Source organism: Stenotrophomonas sp. STEN087, assembly GCF_056759115.1.
Genome location: NZ_JBRRCR010000019.1, coordinates 1 through 24,866, shown reverse-complemented (window position 1 = coordinate 24,866; position 24,866 = coordinate 1). Strand labels below are relative to the sequence as shown.

Annotated in this window: 31 protein-coding genes and 3 tRNA genes; 13 read left to right on the top strand and 21 right to left on the bottom strand. The window is 62.7% G+C overall.

Features of this window, described 5'->3' with window-relative positions; genetic code table 11:
• Positions 1-50: 50 nt before the first annotated feature.
• The 16 genes from ACVOK1_RS07425 to ACVOK1_RS07350 form a co-directional block, all read right to left on the bottom strand.
• A complete protein-coding gene (locus ACVOK1_RS07425; protein WP_481561609.1) occupies positions 51-377 on the bottom strand; it encodes a head-tail joining protein in 327 nt (108 codons plus the stop codon).
• Positions 374-1,141 (bottom strand): hypothetical protein, encoded by a 768-nt coding sequence (locus ACVOK1_RS07420; RefSeq protein WP_481561608.1) that lies wholly within the window; start codon positions 1,139-1,141, stop codon positions 374-376. Before ACVOK1_RS07420 ends, ACVOK1_RS07425 begins: the two co-directional genes overlap by 4 nt.
• Positions 1,141-1,632 carry a lysis system spanin subunit gene (locus ACVOK1_RS07415; protein ID WP_481561607.1) on the bottom strand — a complete coding sequence of 164 codons (492 nt, stop codon included), beginning with the start codon at positions 1,630-1,632 and terminating at the stop codon, positions 1,141-1,143. The genes ACVOK1_RS07420 and ACVOK1_RS07415 overlap by 1 nt, the downstream gene beginning before the upstream one ends.
• Positions 1,629-1,838, bottom strand: a complete 210-nt coding sequence (locus ACVOK1_RS07410; RefSeq protein ID WP_313203719.1) for a hypothetical protein — start codon at positions 1,836-1,838, stop codon at positions 1,629-1,631. Before ACVOK1_RS07410 ends, ACVOK1_RS07415 begins: the two co-directional genes overlap by 4 nt.
• 131 nt (positions 1,839-1,969) lie before the next feature.
• Positions 1,970-2,401, bottom strand: a complete 432-nt coding sequence (locus ACVOK1_RS07405) for a structural protein P5 (protein ID WP_481561606.1) — start codon at positions 2,399-2,401, stop codon at positions 1,970-1,972.
• A gap of 80 nt (positions 2,402-2,481) precedes the next feature.
• Positions 2,482-2,835 carry a DUF2190 family protein gene (locus tag ACVOK1_RS07400; protein WP_481561605.1) on the bottom strand — a complete coding sequence of 118 codons (354 nt, stop codon included), beginning with the start codon at positions 2,833-2,835 and terminating at the stop codon, positions 2,482-2,484.
• Between the two features lie 69 nt (positions 2,836-2,904).
• On the bottom strand, positions 2,905-5,130 hold the full coding sequence (locus ACVOK1_RS07395) for a ClpP-like prohead protease/major capsid protein fusion protein (RefSeq protein ID WP_481561604.1): 2,226 nt from the start codon (positions 5,128-5,130) through the stop codon (positions 2,905-2,907).
• A 1-nt stretch (position 5,131) separates the two neighbouring features.
• Positions 5,132-6,664 carry a phage portal protein gene (locus ACVOK1_RS07390; RefSeq protein WP_481561603.1) on the bottom strand — a complete coding sequence of 511 codons (1,533 nt, stop codon included), beginning with the start codon at positions 6,662-6,664 and terminating at the stop codon, positions 5,132-5,134.
• On the bottom strand, positions 6,664-6,864 hold the full coding sequence (locus tag ACVOK1_RS07385; protein WP_481561602.1) for a primosomal replication protein PriB/PriC domain protein: 201 nt from the start codon (positions 6,862-6,864) through the stop codon (positions 6,664-6,666). The genes ACVOK1_RS07390 and ACVOK1_RS07385 overlap by 1 nt, the downstream gene beginning before the upstream one ends.
• A gap of 110 nt (positions 6,865-6,974) precedes the next feature.
• On the bottom strand, positions 6,975-7,253 hold the full coding sequence (locus ACVOK1_RS07380; RefSeq protein ID WP_481561601.1) for a hypothetical protein: 279 nt from the start codon (positions 7,251-7,253) through the stop codon (positions 6,975-6,977).
• 53 nt (positions 7,254-7,306) lie between these two features.
• Positions 7,307-9,226: a phage terminase large subunit family protein gene (locus tag ACVOK1_RS07375; protein ID WP_481561600.1), complete on the bottom strand. Its 1,920-nt coding sequence runs from the start codon at positions 9,224-9,226 to the stop codon at positions 7,307-7,309.
• On the bottom strand, positions 9,223-9,867 hold the full coding sequence (locus ACVOK1_RS07370; RefSeq protein ID WP_481561599.1) for a hypothetical protein: 645 nt from the start codon (positions 9,865-9,867) through the stop codon (positions 9,223-9,225). The genes ACVOK1_RS07375 and ACVOK1_RS07370 overlap by 4 nt, the downstream gene beginning before the upstream one ends.
• Positions 9,868-10,209: 342 nt before the next feature.
• Positions 10,210-12,630 carry a DUF5906 domain-containing protein gene (locus tag ACVOK1_RS07365; protein ID WP_481561597.1) on the bottom strand — a complete coding sequence of 807 codons (2,421 nt, stop codon included), beginning with the start codon at positions 12,628-12,630 and terminating at the stop codon, positions 10,210-10,212.
• A gap of 175 nt (positions 12,631-12,805) precedes the next feature.
• Positions 12,806-13,036 (bottom strand): hypothetical protein, encoded by a 231-nt coding sequence (locus tag ACVOK1_RS07360; RefSeq protein WP_329914542.1) that lies wholly within the window; start codon positions 13,034-13,036, stop codon positions 12,806-12,808.
• A gap of 1 nt (position 13,037) precedes the next feature.
• Positions 13,038-13,517 (bottom strand): hypothetical protein, encoded by a 480-nt coding sequence (locus ACVOK1_RS07355; RefSeq protein ID WP_481561596.1) that lies wholly within the window; start codon positions 13,515-13,517, stop codon positions 13,038-13,040.
• A gap of 310 nt (positions 13,518-13,827) precedes the next feature.
• Entirely contained in the window at positions 13,828-14,049 is a 222-nt protein-coding gene (locus tag ACVOK1_RS07350; protein WP_481561595.1) for a YdaS family helix-turn-helix protein, read from the bottom strand.
• On the opposite strand from ACVOK1_RS07350, the gene ACVOK1_RS07345 reads away from it, so the two are divergent.
• The 13 genes from ACVOK1_RS07345 to ACVOK1_RS07285 all read left to right on the top strand — a co-directional run bounded on the left by ACVOK1_RS07345 (position 14,048) and on the right by ACVOK1_RS07285 (position 20,215).
• A complete protein-coding gene (locus ACVOK1_RS07345) occupies positions 14,048-14,830 on the top strand; it encodes a S24 family peptidase (protein WP_481561594.1) in 783 nt (260 codons plus the stop codon). The two genes, ACVOK1_RS07350 and ACVOK1_RS07345, sit on opposite strands and share 2 nt — an antisense overlap.
• A gap of 577 nt (positions 14,831-15,407) precedes the next feature.
• Complete coding sequence (locus ACVOK1_RS07340) at positions 15,408-15,632, top strand: hypothetical protein (protein WP_108766048.1); 225 nt, start codon at positions 15,408-15,410, stop codon at positions 15,630-15,632.
• Positions 15,629-15,922 (top strand): hypothetical protein, encoded by a 294-nt coding sequence (locus ACVOK1_RS07335; protein ID WP_481561593.1) that lies wholly within the window; start codon positions 15,629-15,631, stop codon positions 15,920-15,922. The genes ACVOK1_RS07340 and ACVOK1_RS07335 overlap by 4 nt, the downstream gene beginning before the upstream one ends.
• Positions 15,919-16,068 carry a hypothetical protein gene (locus ACVOK1_RS07330; RefSeq protein WP_481561592.1) on the top strand — a complete coding sequence of 50 codons (150 nt, stop codon included), beginning with the start codon at positions 15,919-15,921 and terminating at the stop codon, positions 16,066-16,068. The genes ACVOK1_RS07335 and ACVOK1_RS07330 overlap by 4 nt, the downstream gene beginning before the upstream one ends.
• Before the next feature lie 2 nt (positions 16,069-16,070).
• Entirely contained in the window at positions 16,071-16,391 is a 321-nt protein-coding gene (locus ACVOK1_RS07325) for a hypothetical protein (RefSeq protein ID WP_481561591.1), read from the top strand.
• Between the two features lie 14 nt (positions 16,392-16,405).
• Positions 16,406-16,678 (top strand): hypothetical protein, encoded by a 273-nt coding sequence (locus ACVOK1_RS07320; protein ID WP_481561590.1) that lies wholly within the window; start codon positions 16,406-16,408, stop codon positions 16,676-16,678.
• On the top strand, positions 16,675-17,001 hold the full coding sequence (locus ACVOK1_RS07315; protein ID WP_481561589.1) for a hypothetical protein: 327 nt from the start codon (positions 16,675-16,677) through the stop codon (positions 16,999-17,001). Before ACVOK1_RS07320 ends, ACVOK1_RS07315 begins: the two co-directional genes overlap by 4 nt.
• On the top strand, positions 16,998-17,237 hold the full coding sequence (locus ACVOK1_RS07310) for a hypothetical protein (protein WP_116862910.1): 240 nt from the start codon (positions 16,998-17,000) through the stop codon (positions 17,235-17,237). Before ACVOK1_RS07315 ends, ACVOK1_RS07310 begins: the two co-directional genes overlap by 4 nt.
• Positions 17,234-17,737: a hypothetical protein gene (locus ACVOK1_RS07305; protein WP_481561588.1), complete on the top strand. Its 504-nt coding sequence runs from the start codon at positions 17,234-17,236 to the stop codon at positions 17,735-17,737. Before ACVOK1_RS07310 ends, ACVOK1_RS07305 begins: the two co-directional genes overlap by 4 nt.
• A 5-nt stretch (positions 17,738-17,742) precedes the next feature.
• Complete coding sequence (locus tag ACVOK1_RS07300; RefSeq protein WP_481561587.1) at positions 17,743-18,120, top strand: hypothetical protein; 378 nt, start codon at positions 17,743-17,745, stop codon at positions 18,118-18,120.
• 11 nt (positions 18,121-18,131) lie between these two features.
• Positions 18,132-18,839 carry a hypothetical protein gene (locus tag ACVOK1_RS07295; RefSeq protein WP_481561586.1) on the top strand — a complete coding sequence of 236 codons (708 nt, stop codon included), beginning with the start codon at positions 18,132-18,134 and terminating at the stop codon, positions 18,837-18,839.
• Positions 18,836-19,627, top strand: a complete 792-nt coding sequence (locus ACVOK1_RS07290; protein ID WP_481561585.1) for a hypothetical protein — start codon at positions 18,836-18,838, stop codon at positions 19,625-19,627. Before ACVOK1_RS07295 ends, ACVOK1_RS07290 begins: the two co-directional genes overlap by 4 nt.
• 237 nt (positions 19,628-19,864) lie before the next feature.
• A complete protein-coding gene (locus ACVOK1_RS07285) occupies positions 19,865-20,215 on the top strand; it encodes a hypothetical protein (protein WP_481561584.1) in 351 nt (116 codons plus the stop codon).
• On the opposite strand, the gene ACVOK1_RS07280 is transcribed toward ACVOK1_RS07285, so the two are convergent.
• The 5 genes from ACVOK1_RS07280 to ACVOK1_RS07260 all read right to left on the bottom strand — a co-directional run bounded on the left by ACVOK1_RS07280 (position 20,203) and on the right by ACVOK1_RS07260 (position 24,835).
• Positions 20,203-21,318: a site-specific integrase gene (locus tag ACVOK1_RS07280; protein WP_481561583.1), complete on the bottom strand. Its 1,116-nt coding sequence runs from the start codon at positions 21,316-21,318 to the stop codon at positions 20,203-20,205. The two genes, ACVOK1_RS07285 and ACVOK1_RS07280, sit on opposite strands and share 13 nt — an antisense overlap.
• A gap of 180 nt (positions 21,319-21,498) precedes the next feature.
• Positions 21,499-23,970, bottom strand: a complete 2,472-nt coding sequence (locus ACVOK1_RS07275) for an nSTAND1 domain-containing NTPase (protein ID WP_481561582.1) — start codon at positions 23,968-23,970, stop codon at positions 21,499-21,501.
• 432 nt (positions 23,971-24,402) lie between these two features.
• Positions 24,403-24,476, bottom strand: a tRNA-Cys gene (locus ACVOK1_RS07270).
• A 65-nt stretch (positions 24,477-24,541) separates the two neighbouring features.
• Positions 24,542-24,617: transfer RNA gene (locus ACVOK1_RS07265), tRNA-Gly, on the bottom strand.
• Positions 24,618-24,759: 142 nt separating this feature from the next.
• Positions 24,760-24,835: transfer RNA gene (locus ACVOK1_RS07260), tRNA-Gly, on the bottom strand.
• Between the last annotated feature and the right edge of the window lie 31 nt (positions 24,836-24,866).

Here is a 24,866-nt window from a genome sequence, read left to right as displayed (position 1 = left end):
GTTCCAGATTCGCGGCAAACGCTTCGAGAAGCCTGCGGCGCGGCGTTGGGCTAGGCATTGGATACCGTCCAGCGGACCCGCGATCCGTCATCAGAGAGCTTGTCCTTCAGCTTGAAGCGATTCCCGTCCACCTCGACCACGCCATCGCGCTCGCCAACCACTTCCGCACGGAACAGGCTGATCACAACGTCACTGGCTGCCACCGGCATCAGGTCATCGCCGAAGGCCTGCGTGCCACGGTCGACCATCACGGAACAAGGGACGCCAGCACCGCCCCCACGTGGCATGTAGACAGCATCAAGGTCGGCGATCCCAGCGGCACCGAACGCTGCCACCGCTTGCCGATCAAAGTCAGCTAGGAATGCCTTCTGGCTCACGAGCGCCCCCTGTACTTCGAGGTTTCCAGAGCCTTGGACAGTTCGCGGTTGAAGTGGAACGGCATCAGCTTGTCCCACGCCCGCTGCGCAAGGCCGAAGATGTTGTAACGGGGCGTGTAGTTGGCAGCTCGCGTGAAGATGAACACGCTGCGGACCGCTGAGCCCCACGCGGTCGCAATGCGCTCGTAGATGCCGGGCCGGAGCTTCCCACGCTGCACCTGCAGCGCGAAGTACTCGCCGCCGCGCCTGCGCTTCGATCGCCGCCGGGCCTTGCTGGTTTCTGTCTGGTTCTGCAGCGCGTCCTGGCGAGCGCCGAGCTGGGAGAGGATCTGGCTCACCTGGCGTGGGCGCACGTTGCCAAACTGGTCCAGATCCGCGCCATCACCGGCCACCGCAAACATGCCCGGGGGCATGGCGCCGCGCTGCTGCAGCAGAACCTCGAATCCCTTCTTTCGGCGCGCACCACCATCCACCTGCGGCAGCAGGTACTTGGCAGGCGGCGTTCCGTTGCTTGCCTCATCTCGCAGATAGACCTCAGCAAAGAGCTTGGACTTCGTGGCCTTGCGGTACTGCGCGGCGCGTTGCGTCATGCGCGTTGGCCGGTCGAACACCCGTCCAGCCATTGCCTCCCACTGCTGCCGGATGTCGAATGCCGTAGCGTTGCAGGCTTGCATCACAGCGAACGTCAGATTCTTCCGCTCAAGCTCGCTGAACTGGCGCCCCAGCATGTTGTCTGCGTCAACGGCAAGCCTGATCTGGCTCATCATTCAACCCCGGCGCTACACAGTCGCGCATAGGCCTGCAGCCCCCTCACCTGGGCGTCGCACTGGGCGGCGGCGCCAACAGCTCGGCCGACACTTTCAATTCGGTCGTCGGCTCGACCATCAGGCTGGCTGGCGGCAGCGGCGGCCGCGGACAGCTCGGCAGTTGCGACTGACGCTTGCCAACGCTGGTGCAGGCGCTTGTTGCCACTGAGAAGATCAGCGACAAGGCGATCAGATGCCGTCTGTGCATCGTTCTTTTCCTTTTCGTACTGGGAGGCCAGGGCGTTCGCGGCAGCGGCGCTGCTGCGCTCTGCCTTCAGGGTCTTCGCTGCGTCATCGGCAGCGGAGCGGGCAGCGTCACGCTCGCCTTCCATGGCATCACGGCTCGACGCGGCCTGGTCGGCCGCACGGTGCGCGATCGAAACCGAGCCGCGCTGCCAGACGACGACGCCCAGCAGCAGGAGGATGGCGACGACGAGGGCGCGGATCATGCGGACACCACCGGGTCTTCGGGCGGGATGACAGCGCCAAGGCCGCGCAGCGTGGATTCAAGCTGGCGGACGCGAATACGCAGTGCGCTTGCGTCCTCCTGCGCCTTGAGGCGCATCTGCATCTCGGCCTGCAGCCGCTCGTCCTGAGCAGTGACACGCTGCTCCAGGAACCCAATTCGCTCGGAAAGGCCCTTGATGAGATCCACGTTAGCGTCGGTCTCCGTGCGCTCCTTCCTGTGCGCGAGGAAAGCCGTCCACGTCTCGCGTAGCACCCACAGCGCTACCACGCTGCCCGCAGCCCACCAGGGTGCCGTGGCAGTGACGCCGCCGCCGACCATCAGCGCAGCGCCTCTGCAACGCCGGTGTCGATCACATCCTGGCGCCAGTACATGCCACCGTTTTCATGCTTGGCGATAGCGGTAGCCAGACGGCTCAGGGTGACCGCGTTGTCCAAGCGGATGATTTCAGAAGGCGCAACGCCAACCGCTGCGGCAACCTGCTGGACGTAGGCACCGGTATTGTTCTCAACTGGCGGGGCCCAGCGCCCGATGATCTCCTTCACGGTGCGCAGGCCGTGCTTGCGCTGGTAGGTGAGCAGGGTCTTCGCCAGAGCGCGGAACCCGGCCTGCGGGGTCAGGAACACGCAGAAGCGCTGCTCGCGGGCGATCGCGGCGGCGGACCGATCCTCACCCTGCCACGGCGTGCTGGTGCGGTCGATGTTGCCAGGATTGTTGTTGCGTACGCCGCGCGGCGTGCTGGTGGTGCCCATGCGATCCCCCGTTGTCGCTGTGGAAGAACCGGCACCGCTCACGCCACCCGGGCGTATGTGAGCGGTGCCGGCCTGTTCTGTTACGCGCCTGCTGCGGCGGAGCCCGGGGTCAGCCGGACGAATACAGTCAGCGCGCCAGCCTCGGCCGCGTAGACGGCGAAGCCGATGTCGGCAACCTGATTGGCACCGGCTGCTGAAGCGATAGCGTGATCGGCGGCGGTGTCCCAGTTGACGGCGGCACCGACACCGAATACGGCGGCCGGCAGCTTGGGAAGCTCGAACACGCCTTCGACGTGCGTGGCGATGATCTCGCCGGCCTTGCCATCGGTAACGGCGACGGCAACCAGCTTGCCCTGTACCACCAGCTCGCCACTCTTGGTGTCAGCGGTCAGGGTCACGTCGAGCACGCGACCGTCCTGATGTGCGTTCTTCATAAATGTTCTCCGGATGCGTGAGGTACTTCAGGAAGCCGCCGCTTTCGCGGCAGCCCCGATGCGTGACGGTCAGGGGTTGCCCGGGTTCTTGTAGATGCCGCGGTAGTCGGCAATGGCCGGTGCCGCATCCAGGCGCACCTTCCAGGCCACGCCGTCGACGGTGAAGCCCTGGTGCTGTTCCAGGTACGGCGTCTGGTTGCCGTCGAGGTAGCCCACCACGATCCCGTCCACGTAGGCGGGATTGGAGATGCCGTACCAGGCCTGAGCGCTCTTGGCGTCCAGACGACCGTCGTCCCAGACTTGGAAGGTTTCACGCACGATGTTGGGGTCATTGCTGCCAACGCCCGCGCCCACGGCGAACTGGGCGGTGCGCACGGTCTTCGCCAAGCCGCTGAGGGCAACCGGCGTCAGCAGGCCACGCATCGGCACCTGGATGAGATTGCCATCAGCATCCTTCTGCAGGCGCATGGCTGCCTGCATCGCGCCGACGCTGGCGGTGCTGATCAACGCCGCCGGCAGCAGGTTGTTGTGGTCAGCGTGGAAGAGGGTCTTTCCATCGGCCAGCTTGGGGTTGCTGTTGATCAGGTCGAACACCGCCTTGGCGAGCGTACGGCGTGCAGCCTGGCCCATCTTGCGCGGCACGTCGCCGAACACGCCCAGGTCGTCGTTGATGATGGCCTGGCGGGTGATGGTGAACAGCTTGCCGTAGGTCACGATCTTCATGGCCTGCGACTGCTCGGAGAACGTGCCCTGCTTGTACTCGCCGCCCTCCGGGACGACGTCCAGGTCCGAGAAGGCGCCCAGACCCACCAGGTTGGTCGGCTTGAAGTCGCTCACATTCACCGGACGGGTGTACTGGTCGAAGGTCTCTTCCACTTCCTGGTAGCCCTGCAGCAGGGCCCGGCGCGAAGCGTCACCCAGCAGCTGCGGAAAGTCCGAGCTGCTGTGGGTGAACGCCATGCCCACCACTTCCAGGCGTTCCATCCCACGGGTGTCAACACCGGCCTGCTGCACGCACGCGCGGGCGATCTCCGTCAGCGACATGCCACGGAAGGCGTTACCGTCCGTCGCCTGGACCAGGCCGGCACGAGCCTCGATCGCATTGGACATGGCCGAGCGGGTCAGATCGCGCTGGTCGGTGCCAGCGGTGACGGCCGCACCACCATTGAGCGGTGCAGAGTTGCTGCCCAGCAGTGCCAGGATGTGGCGACCCACCGCGTCGGCAGTGATGTTGGAGTCTGCCTGCGCCATCACGCCATCCACGTATTCACGGACCTGTGCGTTACCCATGTGCGGGAGCGCAATGGCCTGGATCTGGGTGTTGCGCTCACGCAACGCGCCCAGCGCGGCCTGGACCGGGTCGCCCGACGTCGGCGCGGGAACGGGAGACGCGGCGACGACCGGGGTAACGGGCGCGGCAGCGGTGGTTGCGACTGCCGGGCTCTGTCGACCGGCGTTCGCGAGGATGGCGCTGTACTGCTTCTTCATGGTTGGATCCTCGATATGGCCGATCACGGCCGACTGGCTAACCTCGGGAAGCGAGGCGAATACTTGCGGAGAGAGGCTGGCGACGATGCTTCGACGCAGCTGGGACAACACTGGCGCGCCAGCACCTTCGATGGACTGCAGATAGCCGCTGATGGCGACGGTCGATGCCGACGACCACATGGCCGTCGCACCGGGGTCCGCGTCCACCACCAGGTCGGCCAGACCGGCATCGACCGCCTGCGGACCGGAGAACCAGTGGTCGGCGTCGTCAGTAAGCAGTCGCTCCATCTCTTCGCGCCGGCCAGAGCGGGCCGCGTACGCCTCCAACATGGCCGACGCGTGCGCGTCCAGCGCCTCTGCGTTCTGACGGAATGCGGTAGCGCTGCCGGCAGCCACGGTACGCGGCGCATGAACCATGACCAGGGAGCTGGCATAGACCCGGCGCTCATCGCCAGCCTGCAGGATCAGCGAGGCAATGGAAGCGGCCTGCCCTTCCACGGTGACGATCTTGTGCGCCGGATGGGCCTGCAGCGCGTTGTGGATTGCCATGCCGTCAGCGACGACACCACCAACACTGTTCAAACGCACGTGAATGGTGCCCGCAGTGATCTGGCCGATCCGCTCGACCAGGTCGGCAGCGGACACCGACTCTTCGAACAGATAGCCACCGATGGCGCCATAGATCATCACGTCGGCGACATCGGCCTCTGCCCGGACCTGATACAGGGCCGGGCCGAGCTCGGCTTCGGTTGCCGCGTCCGCGCGGATGGTGTTCTGGATCGCGCTGGCCAACAGGCGTGCACGCATGTCATTCGCTCCTGGAGAGATCGCGCGTCAGCTGACCCAAGACTTGGGCACGCGCTTCTGCACTGGTGTTGGGCGCCGGCGGCGCAAGGGTCTGGGTCTGTTCCTGCCAGTCCTGACGCTGACGCAGGACCTCAGCGGGGTTATTGCCGTACTGAAGCGTGTTCTGCTGCGGCGACACCCAGCCGCGGTCCTCTGCCTCGCCGCGCGCGTAGGCCTCCTTCAATGGGTCAATCCACGGCATCACCGGGCGGACGTACGTGGAGGCGGCCAGATTCCGCAGCGTCCAGCCACGCGGAAGGCGCACGCGGCCCGAAAGCACACACGCTTGGACGAATCGCACGCGCTGCGGTCGAACGCACAGGGCAATGAAGCGCTCGGCCAGCATCAGGTAGCTACCCCATTTCTCGACCAACTCCTGACGCTGTGCCGAATAGGTGCCGTTGTAGTCCAGCGACAGGCTGGAATAGCTCACGCCGATGCCGCCGGCAGCGGCGCGCAACTGTTCCTTGCGCCAGGTCGCGGCATTGGGATTCGGCCGGTCGGTGCCCAGGCTCTCAATCGACTCGCCAGGCAGCAGATCATCGAAGATCGCGCCGGGGGCGAGGCGCAGCTCACGAATAGGAACACCGTCCTGGAGGATCGCCTGCCCGCCTAGATCCGCACCGTACTGCTCGCCGCCGCCCTTCTTGATCTGGAACGTCATCGACGCCGCCACCTTGGCAGCAATGCGTTCGGACTCTTCATAGTCCTTCACGTCCTCGAAGCGGGACATTGCGCTCGCAAACACGCTGAGCCCCCGCACCTGGTGCAGACGCTTCATCAGCGCGATGCAGTGCATGAACTCGGCCGAGACACGCTTGGTCTCCAGCCGAGTGCCCATCGGATCACCTGGATGACTCTTGTAGACGTGGAACGCGATAGGTCGGCCCCATGCGTTGCGCTCGACGCCTTGCAGGATGTTGCGCGCCGGATCGTTGAACTCCAGCGGCACCAGGTCGGCTTCCAACATCTCGAAGCTGTACGGCACCGCGGTGCCGTGCTCGAAGTATGGGACTGTGCCAATCAGGTCCTGGTAGAACGCATCACCGTCGCGGAACCAGCTGCGTGCCAGCAACTGCTGGCACATGCCGTAGTCGTGCGTCCGGGTGGCCTCGGGCGCGTCCCACCAATCGTCCCAGAGGTCGTCCAGCTGCAATGCCAGTTCGCGGTTGATCGGCTGCCCAGGGAGCCGTGGCGCGGAGAGTACGTCGATGCCTGCGCCAACAGTATTTTGGACCAGGACGTTCAGCGCGTTGTCCGCCAGATCCAGGTCACGCTCCAGATGGCGGGCCTGATCCCGGAGCTGGCGCGCATCCATGCCTGCAATGGTATTGCCGCTGCCCCAGTCCCTCGCCAACTTTCGGTTTCGCGACGGACGCGTGACCTCGTGTGCGCGGCTGACTACCGGAGCCATTTGGGCCCGCGCCGACTGGATGGCTCGGTCGGCGCCGAGAGCGGCGCTCAATCTAGCCTTGGCGATCTGGGCGGAAGACATCAGGTCACACCACCGAAGTCGGCGTTGGCCCAGCGCGCTCGACGGGAAGCAGCTGCGCTGACTCGGAGAACGGCGGCCTGCCACTCTTTGCGCCCGGAGCGGATCTCTGCGAGGTCTGCACGGGTCAACTGCCGATCACCGAGACGGACGGTCTGGCCGCCAAGCACGGCGACCTCCGCGTCGATGTAGAAATCCAGCATTTCCTGAGCAGTCCTCATGACTACATAGGCTACGGATAGCACTGTCCACGAACTCAATAAAATCGTGGACAGTGGCCCGCGTAACTAACTGATTCAAAAGAAGCAGAAAACTAATTTGTCTCCACTTTCATTGAAACCGTGGACGACCCCTGTTTTCCCTTTCTCGGAAGCCCCCCAGGGAACAGCTCATGAAGCTTTGATCTGGACACGTCAAAGTCTCGCATCACCTGTTTCACGGGAATCCCAGCCTCCAGAGAACGACGAATCTCAGTAAGGGGGTAGGTTCGAACTGCTGCAGGGAAGTAGGGCTGCTCGCCGGCAAAGCACTGCATCACCGATTCAACGAACGGCAGCGCCATGCGCTCACTGATACCAATGTCGGCACGCATGGCGGCTAGGATCCGCTCCCTCAGCTCTTCGGCTGACTCGGTTCGTTTCGCCATTACAGCGCCCACCCATCTCGCGCCAGCCCGTTGCTGCGCGGCCGGACCTGTTGCGTTCCACGCGAAACACTCTTCGCCTCGACCTCCGCAGTCGCTGCCTCTGTTTCACGGGAATCCGTGCTGCTCACGGTCAGCAGCAGGCGGGCCTCCAGAACGTCCCAGTCCGCACGCGTATAGCGATGCAGGCGGACCTCCGGGTGGTGCGCGGCAGCATAGGCATAGACCCAGGTATCCAGCGGCTCGTTACGTGTAACCCTCTTCTCGAATCGGTTCTTCACCGGGTTGTAGACCTCCGACACCAAACCGGGAAAGTACTCATCCGGCAACTCATCGCTGAAATGCACCAAGCGCGACTCAACGGCGCGCTCCGCATCGGCAGAGAGGCGGCTATACAGATAGTGCTTCGCAGCCACGGTGCCGACGTGGTGAATGGTGATTCCACGCTTGTCCGTCTTGCCGTTCCAGGTCACGTCAGCCAGCTTGCCCTTCGATAGCACCGGGGCATTGTTCGGCACGGCGCCGAAGATACACATGGGTCTGGTGACACGCCGCTGGCGAACGTAGTTCTTAACCGCCTCCGTGCGGTGACCGCCGGCGTCAATAGCGACCGCCATCGGGCGCAGAAGAGCGCCGTCCGCACGCTCGATAGCGCGATTCAGGAGGTCCGTCAGCGCAACCCACACGGCATCCTCTGCGGGGTCACCCTGCAGTTCCACATAGTCCAAGGTCCAGGCGGTCATGCCACGCCCCCAGCCGATGGTGTGCACAGCGAGGCGTCCGTCTTGGGTATCGACACCCACTGTGACAGCCAGCACGCCGAGCGGCGCCAGGCGCAGGGCATACGGCTCGGCACGATCCCTGATCACGTTGTGCTTGACCGCGCGCATCGACGGGTCTTCCCACGTCTCGGCGAGCCGGTCATTCACGAAGGTTTTGAGGGAGGCAGGGTCGCCCTGCGCGTCCAGCCACTCTTTCACCAGATCCAGCCAACGTGGCCCCAGGCCGAACTGGTAGTAAAGGCAATTGATGGTGTAGCCACGAATCGGCGAGTCGGGATTGGCCGCGACCCATCGCCCCTTGACGATCATGTCGGTCTTGAAGTGTTCCTCGATGGCGACACCGCACTCGCAACAGGCGTACCACGCATGGCTCTTGTCGGGCGACCACACCAGGCCACTCCACTGCAGCGCCTGGTAATGGCCGCAGTGGGGGCACGGCACGTGATAGCGGCGCTGGTCGCTCTTTTCGTACAGCTTCGCGATCCGGCTAAGTCCGGCGATGCCCGGTGTGCTGATGTACTGCCGCTTGTAGGTGGTCGGGAAGGAGGACGTGCGGCCGTCCAGCATCTTCACCGGATCGTCGCCGGTGGAGAGCTGCTGCGGAGCCTCATCGATCTCATCCACCTGCAGGTACTTCACCGTCGAGGACTTCAGGCGCTGCGGGCTACCCATGTGCTCCACGAACAGCTGGCCGCCAGCGAAGTCCTTGAACGTGCGCTGGTTTGCGCTGTCGCGGCTGGCGGTGCTGGTCAGCGCCTTCTTGACCGCCGCGCACACCTCGATCATCGGGTTGAGCTTCTGGGCGATCCACTTGTTCATGGACACCTCACCCGGCAGCGCATACATCATCGGGCCCGGCGCATAGTCCATCCAGTAGGCCATGGCATTGGTCGCCAGCTGGCTCTTGCCGAACTGGATCGGGAACATGCAGACCTGGTCATGCACCGGGCTACGGGCGGACATGTTGTCCATCGGCTCACGCAGTGGCGGGTTCCGGTCCGTCACCCAACGCCCGGGCTTGCTGCCGCTCTTGGTGGACAGACGCATGTGTTCGTCGCACCACTGCGAAACGCTCATGGGCCGCCGAGGCTGCAACGAGCGCGCCAGCACCGACGCCAGGCAGCTCTGTGCCTCCATCATTCCGCAGCCTCCGCTGCCTTGGCCGCCAACGTGCGGAAGCCCTGGCTGAGTTCTTCCAGGGCGTGGCTCACCTCATCCCAGACCAGCCGCCGGCAGCCGGCCTCGTCCAGCGTTGCGGCGAGCTGCGGCGCCAGCGTGTCGGCCAGGCGCTCCATCGCACCCCGGAACGTCGTTGCATGCTCAGCGAGGAATGCCTCCACGTCCGCGCGCGGCAGCAGCAGCCCCAGCTCCTTCTGCAGCGCGATGTGCGCCATGTGCGCGTCGGTCTCTGCCTTGTCGGCCAGCGCCTTGGCCTTGCGCGCTGAATCCGGTGTCTGGGGCCGACCTGCCCGCGAAGGCTTGGCTTCGTCGTCGTCACCGTCCTCTTCGTCGTCATCGATGTCGGCGTCGGCAGTACTGTCCCCCTCCCCGCTCCCCGCCAGCGCGCTACCGCGCTCATCAGCGTGGCGCTGGGCGACACCGGCATAGACCGGGTCTGCGGTGCGAGCGTAGAGCGCCAGGGAGGCGGCCTTCAGGAATCCCTTGCCGCCCTCACCAACCACCACCCTGCCCTTCCTCCTCAGCTCGACCACGTAGGACGGCTTGCAGCCGATCAGCGAGGCCAGCTCCTTGCCAGTGATGGTCACGTCTTCCTCAGCCATTGCTACCCCCTTCTCCATTTCTTTCGAAGATCGTTAAAGCGGAAAAACGCGCGCGCTTGAGCATGTGCGGGCTGTGCGGCTGCATGTGCGGGACGCGATAGCCGCTGAATCGATGCGGCACAAGGCGTGTGCGGCGTGTGCGGGATGTGCGGTCACCCATATACGCACGCGAGCCGCACTGCGGCGTGGCGTTGCGATACCCGTTCGCGCCCGCGCCCGCCCATGTAGGCCGATTCCCGCACGTCCCGCACACGCTTACTGCCGCAAGCGGCTCGCGGCAATTCAAAGCCCGCACATCTGCCCGCACATCCCGCACACGCCGCACATTGACGGGCATAGTGATCACGCACGCCCCTTGTAGTCGGAGTACATGCGGCGGAATGACACGACCTGGTCGCCCAGCCATGCGGCCTCTGTCTTGCCGTCAGGAACCGTGCAATCACCCAGCATCAGGAACCCATGAGGCCCGTTGACGGTCTGCTCGATCTGGTAGCGCTTCCGCGCTCGGTCGGGGTGAAGGATCTGGCGCTTGCGCACCAGCGCGTTGATGAACTTTGGTGACGGCGCCGGGCGTGGCATGCCCTCGCGTGCGCACCAGGCCTTGTAGACCTCGTACCACTCCTTCGACAGCGCCGGCATGGGTTTCAGCCCGGGAATGTCATCGCCGTAGAGCTCGTCCAGGAACCGCTGCGGGCTGTCCTGGCTAAGGCCGATCAGTTCTTCCTTGGCCTGCGTCATCGGCGGGTTGGTGCCGTTGGTGAAGCTGGTAAGGTCAACCTGCAGCAGGTAGTGGTGCAGCGCCGCCGTCGCGCCGTTGCGGATATCGGCCAGCACCTCGGTGTAAAACTCCAGGCTCAGCTTGTCCGGGGTCCAGATCACCGCATGGCGGCGGTCATCCTCTTCCAGCACGACCGGCATCGCCTCGTTTGAGAGGAACACCAGGTTGGCGTGGTTGTCTTCCTCGTACGCCTGGATGTTCTTTGGGTTGATGCGGATGCGGTCACCCGTGATCAACGCTTTGAGCTTGTTCTTGAGGTGGTAGACCTCAGTGCGTGCAACCACTTCGTCGGCCAGCAGAAACAACTTGCGGCTTGCCCAGTCGTTGAACTTGTCTTCAAGGGCGGCTTGGTCAAGCACGCGCCCATACTCACCGTAGAGCTTCATGTACTCATCGAAGAACATGTTCTTGCCGGTGCCCTGCGGACCATGGATGACGATGGTCGATTTCATCTTGGCGCCTGGATATTGCAGCGGGTAGGCAAGCCACTTGACCACCCAGTCGTACAGCGCCTTCTGGTTGGCCTCGTTGCCGCACATGTGCCAGAGCAGCTGCAGCAGCCGGTCGCAGTTCCCCTCCTGCGGCACGGTCGGCCAGCCTGCAAACAGATTGCATGTAACGCCCGGCTTCTCGCCCGAGGGGTCGAAGTCGACCTCGCGGACACGCACAATGGACCGATCCGAGTGCTCCATCCACGCACGGTGCAGTTCCTTGCGCACGCAGGCATCGCGCATGTCACCCAGCGCAACCAGCATGTGTTCCTTGTGGTCGAACACCGTGCCGCCCTGCCCGTAGACCAGTGCGAAGCGCTCAAGCAGCTCGGTCAGCGAGTGGATGGGGGCAAGGCGATCGTTCCCCTCGCCCCCGTTGCTGGTGCTGGAAGGCGCGCGTTTTTCTGCAGGCACCCGCCAGGAGAGCTCCGTGAGACGGGCCTCGACCTGCGCGCGCACGACATGCAGGCCTTCTAGAGCGTGCAGATCGTTGAAGTCGCTGATCTTGCGGCCGTTGTCGATGAAGCGCTCGCGCCTGCCCGGCTCATCGGCGAAGACCGGGTGCAGCACCGCGCCGCCCACGTCCAGCGCTGCGGCCTCTGCACCGAGCAGGCCGGCGTTCGACGCGCCATGCGGCTGCATGCACGACGGACAGAACTGCGGATGCTCGGCGAGCACAATTCGCGTCTTGCAGTTCCGCTGCCGGCACTTCTGCAGCACGTCGTCGTCGGCGCACAGCAGCATCTTGATGCCGCGATAGCGCTTCGCGAGGGCCGAGGCGACGGCCAGCATGTTGCCAGCATCGAACGCCACGGCCACCGGGTAGCCCGTCGCCATGTGCAGTGTGGCCGCCGTGGCATACCCCTCGGCCACCAGTAGGATCCACTGCGGGCTTCCGCCGATCAGGTGGAAGTGGCCCTTCTTGACCATACCGGCCGGCCAGTACTCCTTCGCGGGCTTGCGGCCTGCGGCAGCCAGCTTTGCGCTACGCAAGACCTGCAGGCCGTGCACCTGGCCGTTGACGTCAAGCAGCGGGACGAGAGCGGCGCCCGTTGAGCCATAGCGCAGACCGAAACCCTGCACGCCCTTGCTGACCAGGTAGTCGGCCTCGCCAACGGCATTGGCCTTGGCCCAGGCGGACGACGCCCGCTCTGCCGCGCGCTTCGCTTGGGTCTGGCGCGCGGATTCCGCACGGCGGCGATCCTCGGCCAGCCGATTGCGCAGCGCTTCGCGCTGCTCATCGGAGAAGGTCTTGTCGCGCTTGCGCAAATCGACCTTCGTTGCGCCGTTCTCGTTGCCGTGCCAGACGCCGTATGTCCCGACAACCAGCACTTCGCCGGCCGACGTGTTCAGTTCGTGGAGCGCGTACCAGCCGCGGCGCTCGCGTGAGCCCTCGACGCGGCAGCGGACCATGCGCCCGGTGGTGTCCAGTTCGGTGACCAGTAGGCCGGCAGACTGCAGCTGCTGCAGCACATCCCCATAATTCTCAGACATTCAGTAGTTTCCAGCCCTGCTATCTACCCAAAGAACGGGGTCCGAATTACCCGCGACGGGGATGTCCAGGGAGGACCCATCGCTGGAATCGAGAATCGCTCTCAATGCCAAGGCCGATTCAGTAGCGCGGGCAAAACGCGGTCTTTCACGAGCCACCCGGGGGGATGGGGCTGAATCAATGCTTGCGTGGTACATCAGGGTTCCCCAAAGGCAGGCTGCGCTGCCGGTTGTCTTGCTGCTCTTGCCGCTGGCGGATGCGCTCGCGCTCTGCCAATGCTTCTTCACCAATCAACCCGGGCACCGCATCAGTCAGCGCCAGGGCCGCCAGTTCCATCGCCTGCCGTGCAGACGCGGTGGCAATGCCACGCCGTCGATACCGGGATCGATGGGCGTGGTGGGTGGTCACGTCAGTCCTCCGTCCCCTGCTGACCAGCAGCGCGGCAGGCATTGCGCTCGAGGCGGTAGCAGAGCGTGCGCACCTCGCGCGACAGGTCCTGGATTCGATCCGCCTCGGGGACGGTGAGGCGCCTGTCTGCCAGCGCGTCGATACCTGCACCGGCCAGGGCGCCTGTCAGTTTGTGCAGCTCCAGCAGCTTGGCTTGGATCGCGGCCAGCTCATCAGGCCAGCCACCCTCGGGCGGCGGCGGGACGTAGTCGACCATCAGGTCATACTGGCCTGCGAGGGAGCACACCCAGTCGGTTGCACTCTCCTGCGTGACCACGAACTGCTGCAGGTAGTCGGTCAGGATCTCGGCCATCTCCATGGAGATAGACTCACCATCGATGCCTCGCAGCTTCTTGCGCAGCGTCTCGGCCGAGATCGACTTGCGCCTGCGCTTGCTGATGTGCGCCGCCGCATCCTGCAGGCCGCCTGGTGCGCGGGTCACTGCGTTGTGTAGCGCATCCCGCCAGTACAGGTCAGACCGGCGGCAAGTCATGCTTCCCCCTGATTTCTAGCGCATTTCATCGTGGGAGACGGCACCCGGACTGAAGCAACATGATCCGCATGACGAAGACCGCTGAACCCCCACGGCACGTGCGCTTCATCGCAATGCGCCATTTCGATGTCAATCATGGAGTGACGGACATTGCCGCAATCTTCTTTGGATTCGATGCGGCCCCGTTGAGCCCCGCCCTGCGCATAGTCGAGTCGCTCGGCACCACGACTTCGGGCCCAGGTTGCCCCCGTCGCAGCCATCAGTTGGGCACTCCGGTTTGATCGGGCAACCCGAAAACGTCTGGGCGAAGCAGGTGCCTCGACACTCCAGTGACCCTCTCTATAGCCAGCGCATGCTTCGCCGGCACCGGCCGCGATGCCTTGACCCATTGATTCAGTTGCTGGGGCGATACGCCAAGGATTCGGGCCAGCGCCACTTGGCCCCCCTTTGTCTTCTCAACCGCGGTCAGAATTGCGCTCATGCCAGCAGTAAAGCACAGCTTTATCTTTCCTGTAAAGCCCCGGTTTATTGGAAAGTTGCCAGTATCAGCCGATCATCAAGCAATGCTTGACAATAACGAACTCGCCCGGCGCATTCGCTTCGCATTCGAACACTCCCCGCGCGGCACGAAAGCGCGGGTAGCCAAAGAGTGCGGAATCAATCCACAAGCCATTACAGGCTGGGAGCGGAAGGGCGCGATCGACAAAGCCTACATCCCTGCGCTCGCTCGCTATACCGGCCGCCGCGTGGAGTACTTCCTCGATGGTGGCGTGGACGACAAAGAGAGCCAGAGCGACGACGTGCGCGGAGCAATCTCACCGGGTGAGAGACATGCAGACGAGCATGTGCGTGTCATGCAACTGGATGGGGAAGCCGACATGGGGGACGGACGGATCAATGATGACTACCCGGAGATCATCAAATCGATGGACTTCACACCTGCATACATTCGATCGGTTGTCGGCTTTGTGCCGGCACCTGGACGACTCGTTCTGGTGACCGGTCGAGGCGACTCTATGATTCCGGTAGTTCAGCCTGGCGAGTCGTTGATTGTCGACACCGGGATCACGTCCTTCGATGGCGACGGCATATACCTGATCAACACTGGTAACGGCCAACAAATCAAAGCACTGCAGGACCGCGGAGAAGCCGTCTATGTGGTGAGTGCCAATGCGGGCCTGTACCCGGCGTTTCCCCTACCGACAGGGGCACTTATCGGCGGGAAGGTGTACCTGCGAAACCGAATCGACCGGTTGAACTAACCGGAGCGGCCAAGGCTCATGCGACGGAACTCTGCCCTCAAGTTCAAAATTTTGGCACTGGTTGCTACTGCGTGCGCGCTCACTGCGTGCTCGCAGGTGCAGGAGTACCAGTTCAGGTCTGCTGCGCGAGCGTCGTTCGACGATGTTCTATCGGATGCAGAAAGCGCTCGTTTCCGCAGAGAAAGGATCGTCTGGTCAAGCACTGAGAAGAATGAGCTCGCGCTCTGCGGTGAGGTGAACGCGAAGAACTTGCTAGGCGCCTACGTTGGCTGGAAGCGCTTCGTCGTAGTTGGACACGCCTCGCCTGCGTCCGCAACTGGCCCTTTGATAGAGGACAGCAGCTACCTGCAGGGAAAGTTCAAGGAACAGGGGCTCTTGTACTGTGGATGGCGCTGAGCTAGGCGCCAGTTCATAAATCTACGCTTTACATTAGAAATAAAGCTGTGGTTTACTCCGCTCGTCAGCAGCGTTGCTGACGGGCGACCGGCGGGTCGTCACCCTGCCGCTCCCCCTCTCGCGGCAGCAGCCGCCCCAGGCAGATGACCCGCCGGCGCCCTCCCTTGACCAGGAGCGCGCCATGTCTCATCGCCACGCCGATCCGAGCCCAACCCTGCTGCCACTGCTGGCCGTCAAGGCCCTGCTGGCGCTGGCGGCTCGCGATCACAGCACCGCCCGGACCCTCTGGACCCGCAGCAAGGGCGAGCACAGCCGCAACCAGCTTCGCCGCTCGCGCCGCATGGGCGTTGCCAGCCTTCGCTTGGAAGCCTGCTCACGGGATATGTCGGCTGAGGTGCGGGCATGAGCGCCACGCTCCAGTTCATCGCGCCCTGCTTCGACGCAACGCTGTCAGTGAATCGCTACACCGCCGACCGGTGGGCTATCCATCTCTTCAAGTCTGAAGAGAAGCGAACGAAGTTCCGGTCCATCGTGCTGATACTCGGAGAGCCCAACCAGCTTCCGGAGCTTGAACCCGGCGATACCGACAGCGCACCCAAGCTGTGGCTCGGCAAAGCTGCTTTTGAGCTTCCGACAGAGCTGGCATCGAAGCTCAGATCTTTCTTGGGCGAGCACATCGAAGGTGGTGTCGCGTGAGCAGCCGCCTCCGCATCACCTGGCTGGCAGTCGGTCTTCTGGCCGCCGTCGTCGTCCCGCTGCGCATCGCCGAGATCCGCAGCGCGCATGCCTACCACGATGCCGCGAAGGCCCGCTGGGCAGCCAGCAATTCGGTGAGGTGCTGAGCATGCGCCAGACCTCACGCCCGCTGCCTGCATCGGTTCCGTCCTGCGGCCACGGCCACCGGCCGCAGATCGTCACCACCAGCGGCGCGCCGACCGGGCATCGCCTGGGCACGGCCTGCCCCGACTTGGTGCACATCGAGTGCCACCGCTGCGGCATCGCTACCCGGCCGGTTCCCTACGACCGCGCCGCGTTGGCCGAGCTGCGCTGGACCGACTCCACCTTGGCGCACTACCGCATTCCGATCTCCCACCTCGCCCGAAACCGCGGCGAAGTGCTGGCCGAACTCGCTTCAACCGCCCTCTCCACCCCCATCGCCGCCTGACCAGGAGACACGCCATGGCCGCCGCCCTCAAGCCGAAAGAACGCGCCGCGTTGCTGGCAGCGCATGCCGCTTCGGACCACTCACTGCACCGCACCCGCGAGGGCTTTGCGCCCAACAACCGACCGGAGAAGGTATTCACCCGCCGCGTCATGAACTGGCTGGATGAGCGTGTGCTGATGCGCTACGACGACCCGCAGCTGCCGCGCACCGCGACCTTGACCGCCGCCGGCCTCGCTGCTGCAGAGGCAGAGGTTGCCAAAGCCCGCGACCTGGCGCTGTCCGCATGAGCGCTGCAGCAACTCTTCCGGTTGAGCAGCAGTTCGCCACCGGCCACCAAGGCGAGTCCCTGGTGCTGATGGTGTGCCAGGGCTGGATCTGGGCCGGGCTGTATACCGCCGCGCCCCGCGAATCGCTCACGCAGCTCGCCGCCAGCGCCAGCCGGAGCGTGGGGGTATCGCACAACTCGCTGCGCCTGGGCGGCACGACCTTCCCCATCAACCGTCTGGCCGCTCAGGCCGCACACCGCTGGCTCGACCGGCAGGGCGTTCGCGTCCGGCCGATCCCCCCCAACAACCGCGCTACGCGCACCACGAAAGGAATACACGCATGAGCCGCTCTGTCGTGATCTATGGGCCGCAGCGCTGCGGCAAAACCGCCAACGCGCAGGAGCTGCGCGAACACTTCGGCATGAAGGACGTGCTGGACGACTGGGATGGGCACACCGCCTACCCGCTGGACGACACCCTGGTGCTGACCAACAACGCAGATGCCGTCGCGCATCAGTCGTCCCGCGTGCTGCACCTGGGCAGCGCGATGCGCCAGATGGTTGCCGGGGCTCGCGCATGAGTACTTCCCCGCAGCATACCGGCCGCGCCGACCTGGTGCGGAAGGCGCTTGCGCAGTTCCCGCAGGGCGCAACGATTGAGCAGCTGAGGACCATCGGGCGCATCAACGAGTCGAGCCACGTCATCAGCCACACGCTGACCGGGCTGGCACGCAGCGGCCAAGCCACTTGCGCGCGCTCCGGCCGCATCGGCATCTGGCGCCTCGCGGGCCACGTCCAGCACGCGATCGCGCCGCTGCGCGCGGCCGAGCCCCGCGAACGCCGGACATTCCGCGCTCTGGTCACAGCACTCCCCGAGAACGGCCGTGCGAGTGACGCGTCGACCACAGTGCGGCACAAAGATTACGAGCGCGATCAACTGGCCGAGGATCTCGCCGCCTTCTGCGCAAAGGGCGGCGTTATCGAAGAGCTGGGCACCACTCCGCTGCGCCCCACGCTGAGCCGCCACGCGGCCAACCATGGCGGCTACATGGACCGCCTGCCCGTCCAGAGCGCGGACTGACTTCGATGAGCGCCCCTTCCACAGATCGCTCCACCGACGCTGCAACGGCCAGGAAAGTGCTGTACGCAACTGGCCCCGCACACCAGGCGTTCGGACAGTCCCGCGCGGCTTACCACGTACTGCCGCGCCGAGCCCTGCAGTCGATGCCTGCAGAGTGGCAGGAGCGTTACATCAGCCTCATTGCGGAGGCCAGGACCTACCTGCCGGCGGACGCGTTTCCGCAGTACCAGGTGACCCGCCTGAACGATGGGAAGTACGCCGCCGATCCACACCGCCGGTACCGCCGTGCGGGGCCGATCCCCCCTCGCCCGGCTGGCGCTGCAGCAGACACCACCTCCGCGCCGCTGGGCGGCGCATTCGTCAACACCGACGTCGACTTCTAGCAGGCACACCAATGACCGCAACCCACCAGACGAAACAGCTCCCCATCGCCTACGCCTGCCCTGTGCTGCGCGATGCCGTCCACACCTTGGAAGCGATCGCCGTCGAGGCGGCATGGCTTCCCAATGCTGCGAAGGCGGTTCCTCTGGCGCAGGCCTCGACCGCACTGCTTGACCTGTATGTCCGCCTGCCCCGCATGCAGGATCTGCGCGTGTTCGAAGCCCCTGTGGCTGCGTGGCTCGCCTCGCTCCGCAGCAGCTACCAGGAAGGCGACACGCCGCTCTGCGATACCACCAAGGCCCGGCTGGCGCACGCGGCGCAGCTGCTGCAGTTGGTGCGCAGCCAGAACGGCACCGGCATTGATCCGGCAGATCCGTGGCGTGGGATGTATGACCCCTCCCGACTGCCGGCGCGCGACGGCCATGGCGAGGTCATGTGCCATCCGGATGTGCCTGCATGGGCTGACGGCCGCGAATCGTCCCTCCTGCCGCTGTTTTACGCGCAAGGGTTCGACCTGGTCGTGGTGGAGGCCGAGTTCGAAGAGGAATCGGTCGGTACCGGTGTGTACGCCAACATCCAGCAGATGATCGACTGGAACCCGGAAGGCCCTGGCGCTGACTGGCGCCTGGTGTGGCTGGGCGAAACGGAGGACGGCCTCGCCGCGTGGTTCGTGCGGCCCTTGGCCGTAGCCGCTCTCGAAAAGATGGGGGCCCGCGCATGAACACCACGATGGCAGACGGCGCCAGCGAGCGCCTGGACGCACAGATCGCCGATGCCCTGTTCGGGCAGCCGGGCATGAGCAAGCTGGACGTGGCAAACCGGCTACGCGAACTGCGCCACGACGGCACCCCTTTGCTGGTCGATGCCGGAATTCCGACATCGCCCTCCCCGGCCGGTCAGGGGGATGCGCTGGTAACCGACGCGATGGTCATGGCCGCATTGCAGGCGGTCACCAGAGAGACGCTGGCGGGCGTTGGCGATTGCGACAGCAAGGTGATCGGCGTCCTGACTGCCTACGGCATCGACGGAGCTGTGCATATCCCGACGATGGTTCACGCCATGTTGAAAGCCGCCCTCGCCGCCCGCCAGCCGGTGGAAGAGACCATACGCAGCGACCTGTCCCGTTACGCCGTATCGGCATCGCAGGTGCGTCGGGGCTACGACATGGAGTGCGACCGTTGCCGGAAATACTGCGATGAAGGTCTGGGGCCGTGCCACCCGGCCGGCGTAACCGCAATAGATTTGTTGACCCTGGGCGGCGGGCGGGCGGTGGCGTGGATGACGCATCACGATGAGCCCATGCTCTACCCCACCTTCAGCCAAGCAGCTACCTACTGCGACGACGATGAGCCCCCAATCCCGCTCTACGCCGCCCCGCCCGCCCAGGCCGTCGACCTGGCAGAAGAGATGCTGCGGCGACTTGTGGACCAGGTGTACATCGGCACCGATGGTGGCATGTATCGCGCATTGCGCGCCCTGATCGACAGCAAGGCGGTGCGCAATGGGTGAGCGCGAACAGTGCTGCCCGAAGTGCAAGGGCACTTCCGGGTACTTCTTCAGCCTGACCACAGTGCATGGGATGGCCGCATGCGGATGGACGGCGGACGATGAACCTGAAGCCGGGGAAGGAGTCCGGGGGAGTGGCGGGTCCGGCGTATCGCTCTTCGAGCGTATGGACTGCGGACAGAAGCTGCGCGAGGCGACCGTGCTGGCGATTCGGTACAGCAACGCCTCAAGGAGCCATGCTTGAGCGCCAAGCGACAGCCCCCCGTGGTCGACCTTGACGACACCCTGGGCCTTGAAGGTGCGGCCAGGATGATGCGGCTTGGCCTGGAGGCAATGAAGGACCTAGTGGACAAGGGTGAAGTGCCGGCGGTACGCCTCAATCAGAAGCACACCGTCATGCTCCGCGAGGATCTAATCGACTTCCTGCGCTCGGAAGGGCGCCGGCAGGCAGCGGAGCGGAAGAAGTCAGCGATCGGCAACCGGCCCGCCGCCAACGCTCTCGTGGACCCTACACCCAAACGCAAAGGCAAGGCTCGCCGCTTCAACCCGCCTGACCTGCGCGCGTACGAGCAAGCCGATCACCAGAGCTGATCGGCCAGGTCCGAGGCGCGCAGGTTGGCGTACCGCTTCAACTGCCGCGGATCGCGATGTCCGGTGATGCTCGCGATCTTGATGTCCGTCAGCGTGGTCTTCTCATACAGGCGGCTGGTCGCTTCGTGACGCAGATCATGGAAGCCGAGATCCGCGCAGCCCGCCGCAACGAAGATGCGCTCGAACTGGCGTGAGAGCTTGCTCGATACGCGGCGCAGGGCCAGGGGGCTCCGCTCGCCCTCCCAGAAGGGGAACAACCGCCCGCTGAAGTCCCCCTGGTACGCCGCGAGCTTGGCTAGCAGCACCGACGTCATCGGCACCTGGCGCTTACTCCCGTTCTTTGTTTTGTCCAGGAAGATCGTACGGCGCGCAACATCTATCTGGGTGTTCTCCAGCGTGTAGATCTCCCGCATGCGCATGGCCGTCTCCAGCGCCATATCGAACATCAGCACGAGTGCTTCCCGCTGCGGAAGGTCCAGCGGCCGCTGGCGGCCTTCGGGCTTTGCTCCAGCCAGGATCTCGCGGATGCGAGCTTCCTCGCCATCTTCCAGTCGGCGATCTCGCTCCTTGTCCGTCTTCGCGTGCCCTTCGATTCTCGCCACGGCCACCCTGTCGTCTGGTGTGTAGGTCGAATAGCCTCTCGGCAATAGGCGCAGCGGATTCATGGGCAGCGCGCCGTGAGCGGCAAGCCAGTCGAGAGCACGCGACAACGCGCCCACGTAGTGCCGGATGGTAGACGGTGCGAGATTCTGCTCGCGCTTCATCCTGGTGACCCAGTCAGTTGCCCAGGTGAAGGTGAGCTGGGGCAGCGTGATGCCGATGGGAAGCCGCGACAACAGCACCGGCAGAAGCTGCTCATCATCGACAGAGATGTGCTGGGCGCCGCGATATTCATTTACCTGGCTTCGCAGATCCTTCGCCGCCGCCTTGGAGTTGGCCAACTCCTCCGGGACAATGCCGCGATCAAGAATCGCCTCCAGTCGCCTGACGTATTCGTCACCCTCAGCCTCAGAGGTGAAGCTCAGATAAACCGGCTGAGGCAGGAGGCCCGCCCGCTTGATTGTGTACTGCCAGGAGAGGCCTCGCCGCCGCTTAGTTGCCATTGGGGTCCCAAAATGCCCTGATGTTGTTCCGACAATTGCGCCTTGGAAAATTCAGCTTTGTTCGAATGTACTTCATAACCCAGCCCATTTAGAGATAACAACGAGCAAAGACATCGACCGTCAAGGCCCCTCCAGAATCATCTCAGCGCAGCATGCTGTACTAATCGCGACGCCTAACTCTCAACGAACGGAAGAGCTATGCGGCGACTGATTCCTTTTACGACGCAGCTGCTTCGCCAGTGATTTGACGAGTGCAGCATACTTCTCGGCCTCCGCTTGATTCTTCCGTTGGTAGTAGTCCTTAGCTGAGGGCGCGCGGAGCGCGATACTTATAAATCCTGCAGCCTCGTCCAGCAAAGCGAATGAATGAGGATTTGTTAAATCATTGCGCACAAAATGATACCTAGCTATAGCTTTACGCAAGAGACATAGATTGACTGGCTTCCCATACTTGTGCGCGTTTTCGATGGATTTATCGCCTTCTTCTACGTCACCAAGCTTGTAATACACCAAGGCCAATGTTAGCCATGCATCATCACTCTCAGGGGCTAGCTGGGTAGCCTTAATTGCCGGCTCCAATGCTAAGGCCGCCCTTCCCAGGCTTCGAAGCAGAAATGAGGCATATCGTTCATGTAGCGCTGCATTCAGAGGCTCATCCAGCAAGGCAAGCTCGAAAGACTCATTGGCAGCGACATAATCACGCCTCATAAAGGCAACCTTTGCCGCCTTCGCATAATCACTTTGGAATGCATCCACAACCCGATCTTGCCGATAGTTTCTTTCTATCTCGAACCTGTCGTTAGCTGCCTTATCAACTTTAAACGCAATCGCCTCTAGACGGCTCGAACTCTCGCTAGAGATCGCCATCTTCTTTTTCAGGAAGAACTTCTTTGCAAGCTCCACAATTTCAAGATCGTAACTATCACCATGATCAACGATTCCGGCAAAATAAGTCTGCTCCAAACTCACAAGAAACTCAGAGTGAAGAACCTCTGTTTCACGGCACACATCGCTCACGGACTTGCTATCTAGCGGCGTTGCCAGAAGAACCAGAACAATAAAGGCATTTTTTGATCCCGCATCCATTCTTTCCCAAGCATCTTCATATAGGAATTCGAGCAATTGATCACTTGTCCGCCCCAGGATATGATTCAGACCGTCATCGATACCTGAGCCAGACCTTGCAATATATCTAACCAGCGTATCGATCAACAAAGGCTTGTGCATCAATTGAACGCACGCCTGCCGAAGGCGCGGCTCTCCAGCTTGATTGATCGCGCGCGCATCCAACTCACTCCCAAGCTGCCGAATCAATTGAAGCGAATCAGTATCCGAAAGTTGGCTGACCTCAATGGGCACAGCAGCCATCAGCTCTCGGCGTCGTGATGTAATAACTACACGCCCGACAGTTTTCGCAACGCTGGCAAGAAAATCAGCAAGATCTTGAGCCTCGCGCGCAGATGTGGCAAGCGTCTCGGTATTATCAATAATCAGGACAACATCATCTCGAGAAAACTTCTCGGCTCTAAGCTCTGTCGTAACCCTATTTATAAGCTGCTGCCCGGTGAGCGTGAACCAGTCTCGAGTCAGGGCTGTGTGAAAGGCATACATTAGCTCACGCAAACCATCCTCCATGGCAGATGATATGCCGCGAAAATGAACAAGCCCCTCTTCAGTCCACTTTGTCCTCTTGGCGGTATAGAAACTAATTAAACTAGGGAGAGCCGCCCCCTCTGCCGTATTTCCGTCTAAGAGCCCGTTGAAAAATTCGAGCGCTAGCGTGGTCTTACCAAATCCACCATCACCATAAATCAAACAAGTATTCCACTGCCCAGTCTCACGGATCCATTCTGAGAGCTTATCCAACTCTTTTTGCCGCCCAACGAAATTTGCGGTCTGACGTACAGGTATGTTGTTTAGGACGAGCTTGTCACCATCTCGCTGCCTAACTTCTTTCCAGTTAAACCGTGCAGCAATACGATCTTCCTGTGCGAAAATCGTAGACGGAGGCAAATCATAGACCGACTCTCTTGCCAGCTCCCAAGAGAGCAATTGAAATTTAAGCCGCCAGATGCCCTTGCGCGCTACCACCCCGCGCACAACCACGGCGTGACCATCAATCAGCAGCGGTGTCGTTATAGGAAAGACGTTGTCTCCAACGTTGACGACTAGTCCAGACGCGTTCATAACCGGAAGAGACTGTTCGGCACAGTCGATTAGGCATTGAATGAGAGTCCCAGTTTTTTCTGCCCAGTCGGATGTCATGGATGAGTCCAGTACGCCATGCCCAGGCCTCCCGTTACGAAACTCAACCCATTCTCGAAGTGAGGTGACAAGGGGCGTCTCATTGACCCCCTGTCGCTCAAACCAGCCGGTCATAAAAGTCCGAGAGACACCCGCACGAATGATCGGTACGACGTAATCAAGCACTTCTACTGGCAGTCCATCAGACGGGTTCGCGAACCTATCCACAAACCGTTTGATATCTAGCTCGCCGTTAACAACAGGAGTGGCCTGACGGGACACCTCAAGCGCACTTATTGCGATCGCCTGCAACAAAGATCGCAGAATTGATGTCAAATAATTCAGCGACTCTGCGTCAGACGCCAGGCCCCGAGCCACCGCAAGCTCATTTTTATAGATCTCTTCCATCATTGCCCCCTCCTTTTTCGCAGAGTGTAGCGAATTTTGAGAACGAGCTATCTCCTACGAATGGATAGCTCACTCATATCTGCAGGAGCATGCGCAGTCCGCCGCTCGACACCAGGAGGGCCACAACGGGATCCGTAACGGGGCTTTGATCACTAGGAGTCGCGACGTTCGCAAGACCGATGAGTACTGCGACGATGATGAGATGCAACGCAGTGCTCGCTTGGCTTTTCCTCATCCTGCGATCAAACGCCGCTATCAACTGGAAGTCACTCGTATCGAAATCTCGCGTAAACGCACTACACACATGTTAACGCGAGTTTGCCACCCGAATACGGGTGGCAGACCGATGATTTCATGGCCGAATCAGGGGATTTTGCGAACCGGCGGCAAATGCCAGACAAAGAAAAACCCCTGACGAATCAGGGGTTTATTTGGAGGCCTCAAGCGGAATCGAACCGCTGTAAACGGATTTGCAATCCGGTGCATAGCCACTCTGCCATGAGGCCAACGTACTGCGGCCAGGAACGATGCCCCTGACATGACAAAACCCCGCGATGGGGCCTGTCGAAACTGGAGCGGGAAACGAGACTCGAACTCGCGACCTCAACCTTGGCAAGGTTGCGCTCTACCAACTGAGCTATTCCCGCGTAAGCTGCCATGGTACCGGAATTCCGGAACACACACCAGCGATTTCACCTTTCTGACTGCGCGCAAAGCCTTGTGGCCCAACGTGCCCCGCCTTGCCGAGGCGGGAGAAAAACAAGGCCCCTACCGGGGCCCTGTAGAATCTGGAGCGGGAAACGAGACTCGAACTCGCGACCTCAACCTTGGCAAGGTTGCGCTCTACCAACTGAGCTATTCCCGCAGATTCCGTTCGACCTGCGTCGAAGGAGCGC

What these genes read in the sequence shown, in the direction of transcription:
- ACVOK1_RS07420 (WP_481561608.1), bottom strand. Translation starts at nt 1,141, where the DNA reads ATGAGCCAGATCAGGCTTGCCGTTGACGCAGACAACATGCTGGGGCGC.
- ACVOK1_RS07415 (WP_481561607.1), bottom strand. Translation starts at nt 1,632, where the DNA reads ATGATCCGCGCCCTCGTCGTCGCCATCCTCCTGCTGCTGGGCGTCGTC.
- ACVOK1_RS07405 (WP_481561606.1), bottom strand. Translation starts at nt 2,401, where the DNA reads ATGGGCACCACCAGCACGCCGCGCGGCGTACGCAACAACAATCCTGGC.
- ACVOK1_RS07400 (WP_481561605.1), bottom strand. Translation starts at nt 2,835, where the DNA reads ATGAAGAACGCACATCAGGACGGTCGCGTGCTCGACGTGACCCTGACC.
- ACVOK1_RS07395 (WP_481561604.1), bottom strand. Translation starts at nt 5,130, where the DNA reads ATGCGTGCACGCCTGTTGGCCAGCGCGATCCAGAACACCATCCGCGCG.
- ACVOK1_RS07390 (WP_481561603.1), bottom strand. Translation starts at nt 6,664, where the DNA reads ATGTCTTCCGCCCAGATCGCCAAGGCTAGATTGAGCGCCGCTCTCGGC.
- ACVOK1_RS07385 (WP_481561602.1), bottom strand. Translation starts at nt 6,864, where the DNA reads ATGCTGGATTTCTACATCGACGCGGAGGTCGCCGTGCTTGGCGGCCAG.
- ACVOK1_RS07380 (WP_481561601.1), bottom strand. Translation starts at nt 7,253, where the DNA reads ATGCGTGCCGACATTGGTATCAGTGAGCGCATGGCGCTGCCGTTCGTT.
- ACVOK1_RS07375 (WP_481561600.1), bottom strand. Translation starts at nt 9,226, where the DNA reads ATGATGGAGGCACAGAGCTGCCTGGCGTCGGTGCTGGCGCGCTCGTTG.
- ACVOK1_RS07370 (WP_481561599.1), bottom strand. Translation starts at nt 9,867, where the DNA reads ATGGCTGAGGAAGACGTGACCATCACTGGCAAGGAGCTGGCCTCGCTG.
- ACVOK1_RS07365 (WP_481561597.1), bottom strand. Translation starts at nt 12,630, where the DNA reads ATGTCTGAGAATTATGGGGATGTGCTGCAGCAGCTGCAGTCTGCCGGC.
- ACVOK1_RS07345 (WP_481561594.1), top strand. Translation starts at nt 14,048, where the DNA reads ATGCCAGCAGTAAAGCACAGCTTTATCTTTCCTGTAAAGCCCCGGTTT.
- ACVOK1_RS07350 (WP_481561595.1), bottom strand. Translation starts at nt 14,049, where the DNA reads ATGAGCGCAATTCTGACCGCGGTTGAGAAGACAAAGGGGGGCCAAGTG.
- ACVOK1_RS07340 (WP_108766048.1), top strand. Translation starts at nt 15,408, where the DNA reads ATGTCTCATCGCCACGCCGATCCGAGCCCAACCCTGCTGCCACTGCTG.
- ACVOK1_RS07335 (WP_481561593.1), top strand. Translation starts at nt 15,629, where the DNA reads ATGAGCGCCACGCTCCAGTTCATCGCGCCCTGCTTCGACGCAACGCTG.
- ACVOK1_RS07325 (WP_481561591.1), top strand. Translation starts at nt 16,071, where the DNA reads ATGCGCCAGACCTCACGCCCGCTGCCTGCATCGGTTCCGTCCTGCGGC.
- ACVOK1_RS07320 (WP_481561590.1), top strand. Translation starts at nt 16,406, where the DNA reads ATGGCCGCCGCCCTCAAGCCGAAAGAACGCGCCGCGTTGCTGGCAGCG.
- ACVOK1_RS07315 (WP_481561589.1), top strand. Translation starts at nt 16,675, where the DNA reads ATGAGCGCTGCAGCAACTCTTCCGGTTGAGCAGCAGTTCGCCACCGGC.
- ACVOK1_RS07310 (WP_116862910.1), top strand. Translation starts at nt 16,998, where the DNA reads ATGAGCCGCTCTGTCGTGATCTATGGGCCGCAGCGCTGCGGCAAAACC.
- ACVOK1_RS07305 (WP_481561588.1), top strand. Translation starts at nt 17,234, where the DNA reads ATGAGTACTTCCCCGCAGCATACCGGCCGCGCCGACCTGGTGCGGAAG.
- ACVOK1_RS07300 (WP_481561587.1), top strand. Translation starts at nt 17,743, where the DNA reads ATGAGCGCCCCTTCCACAGATCGCTCCACCGACGCTGCAACGGCCAGG.
- ACVOK1_RS07295 (WP_481561586.1), top strand. Translation starts at nt 18,132, where the DNA reads ATGACCGCAACCCACCAGACGAAACAGCTCCCCATCGCCTACGCCTGC.
- ACVOK1_RS07290 (WP_481561585.1), top strand. Translation starts at nt 18,836, where the DNA reads ATGAACACCACGATGGCAGACGGCGCCAGCGAGCGCCTGGACGCACAG.
- ACVOK1_RS07280 (WP_481561583.1), bottom strand. Translation starts at nt 21,318, where the DNA reads ATGGCAACTAAGCGGCGGCGAGGCCTCTCCTGGCAGTACACAATCAAG.
- ACVOK1_RS07275 (WP_481561582.1), bottom strand. Translation starts at nt 23,970, where the DNA reads ATGGAAGAGATCTATAAAAATGAGCTTGCGGTGGCTCGGGGCCTGGCG.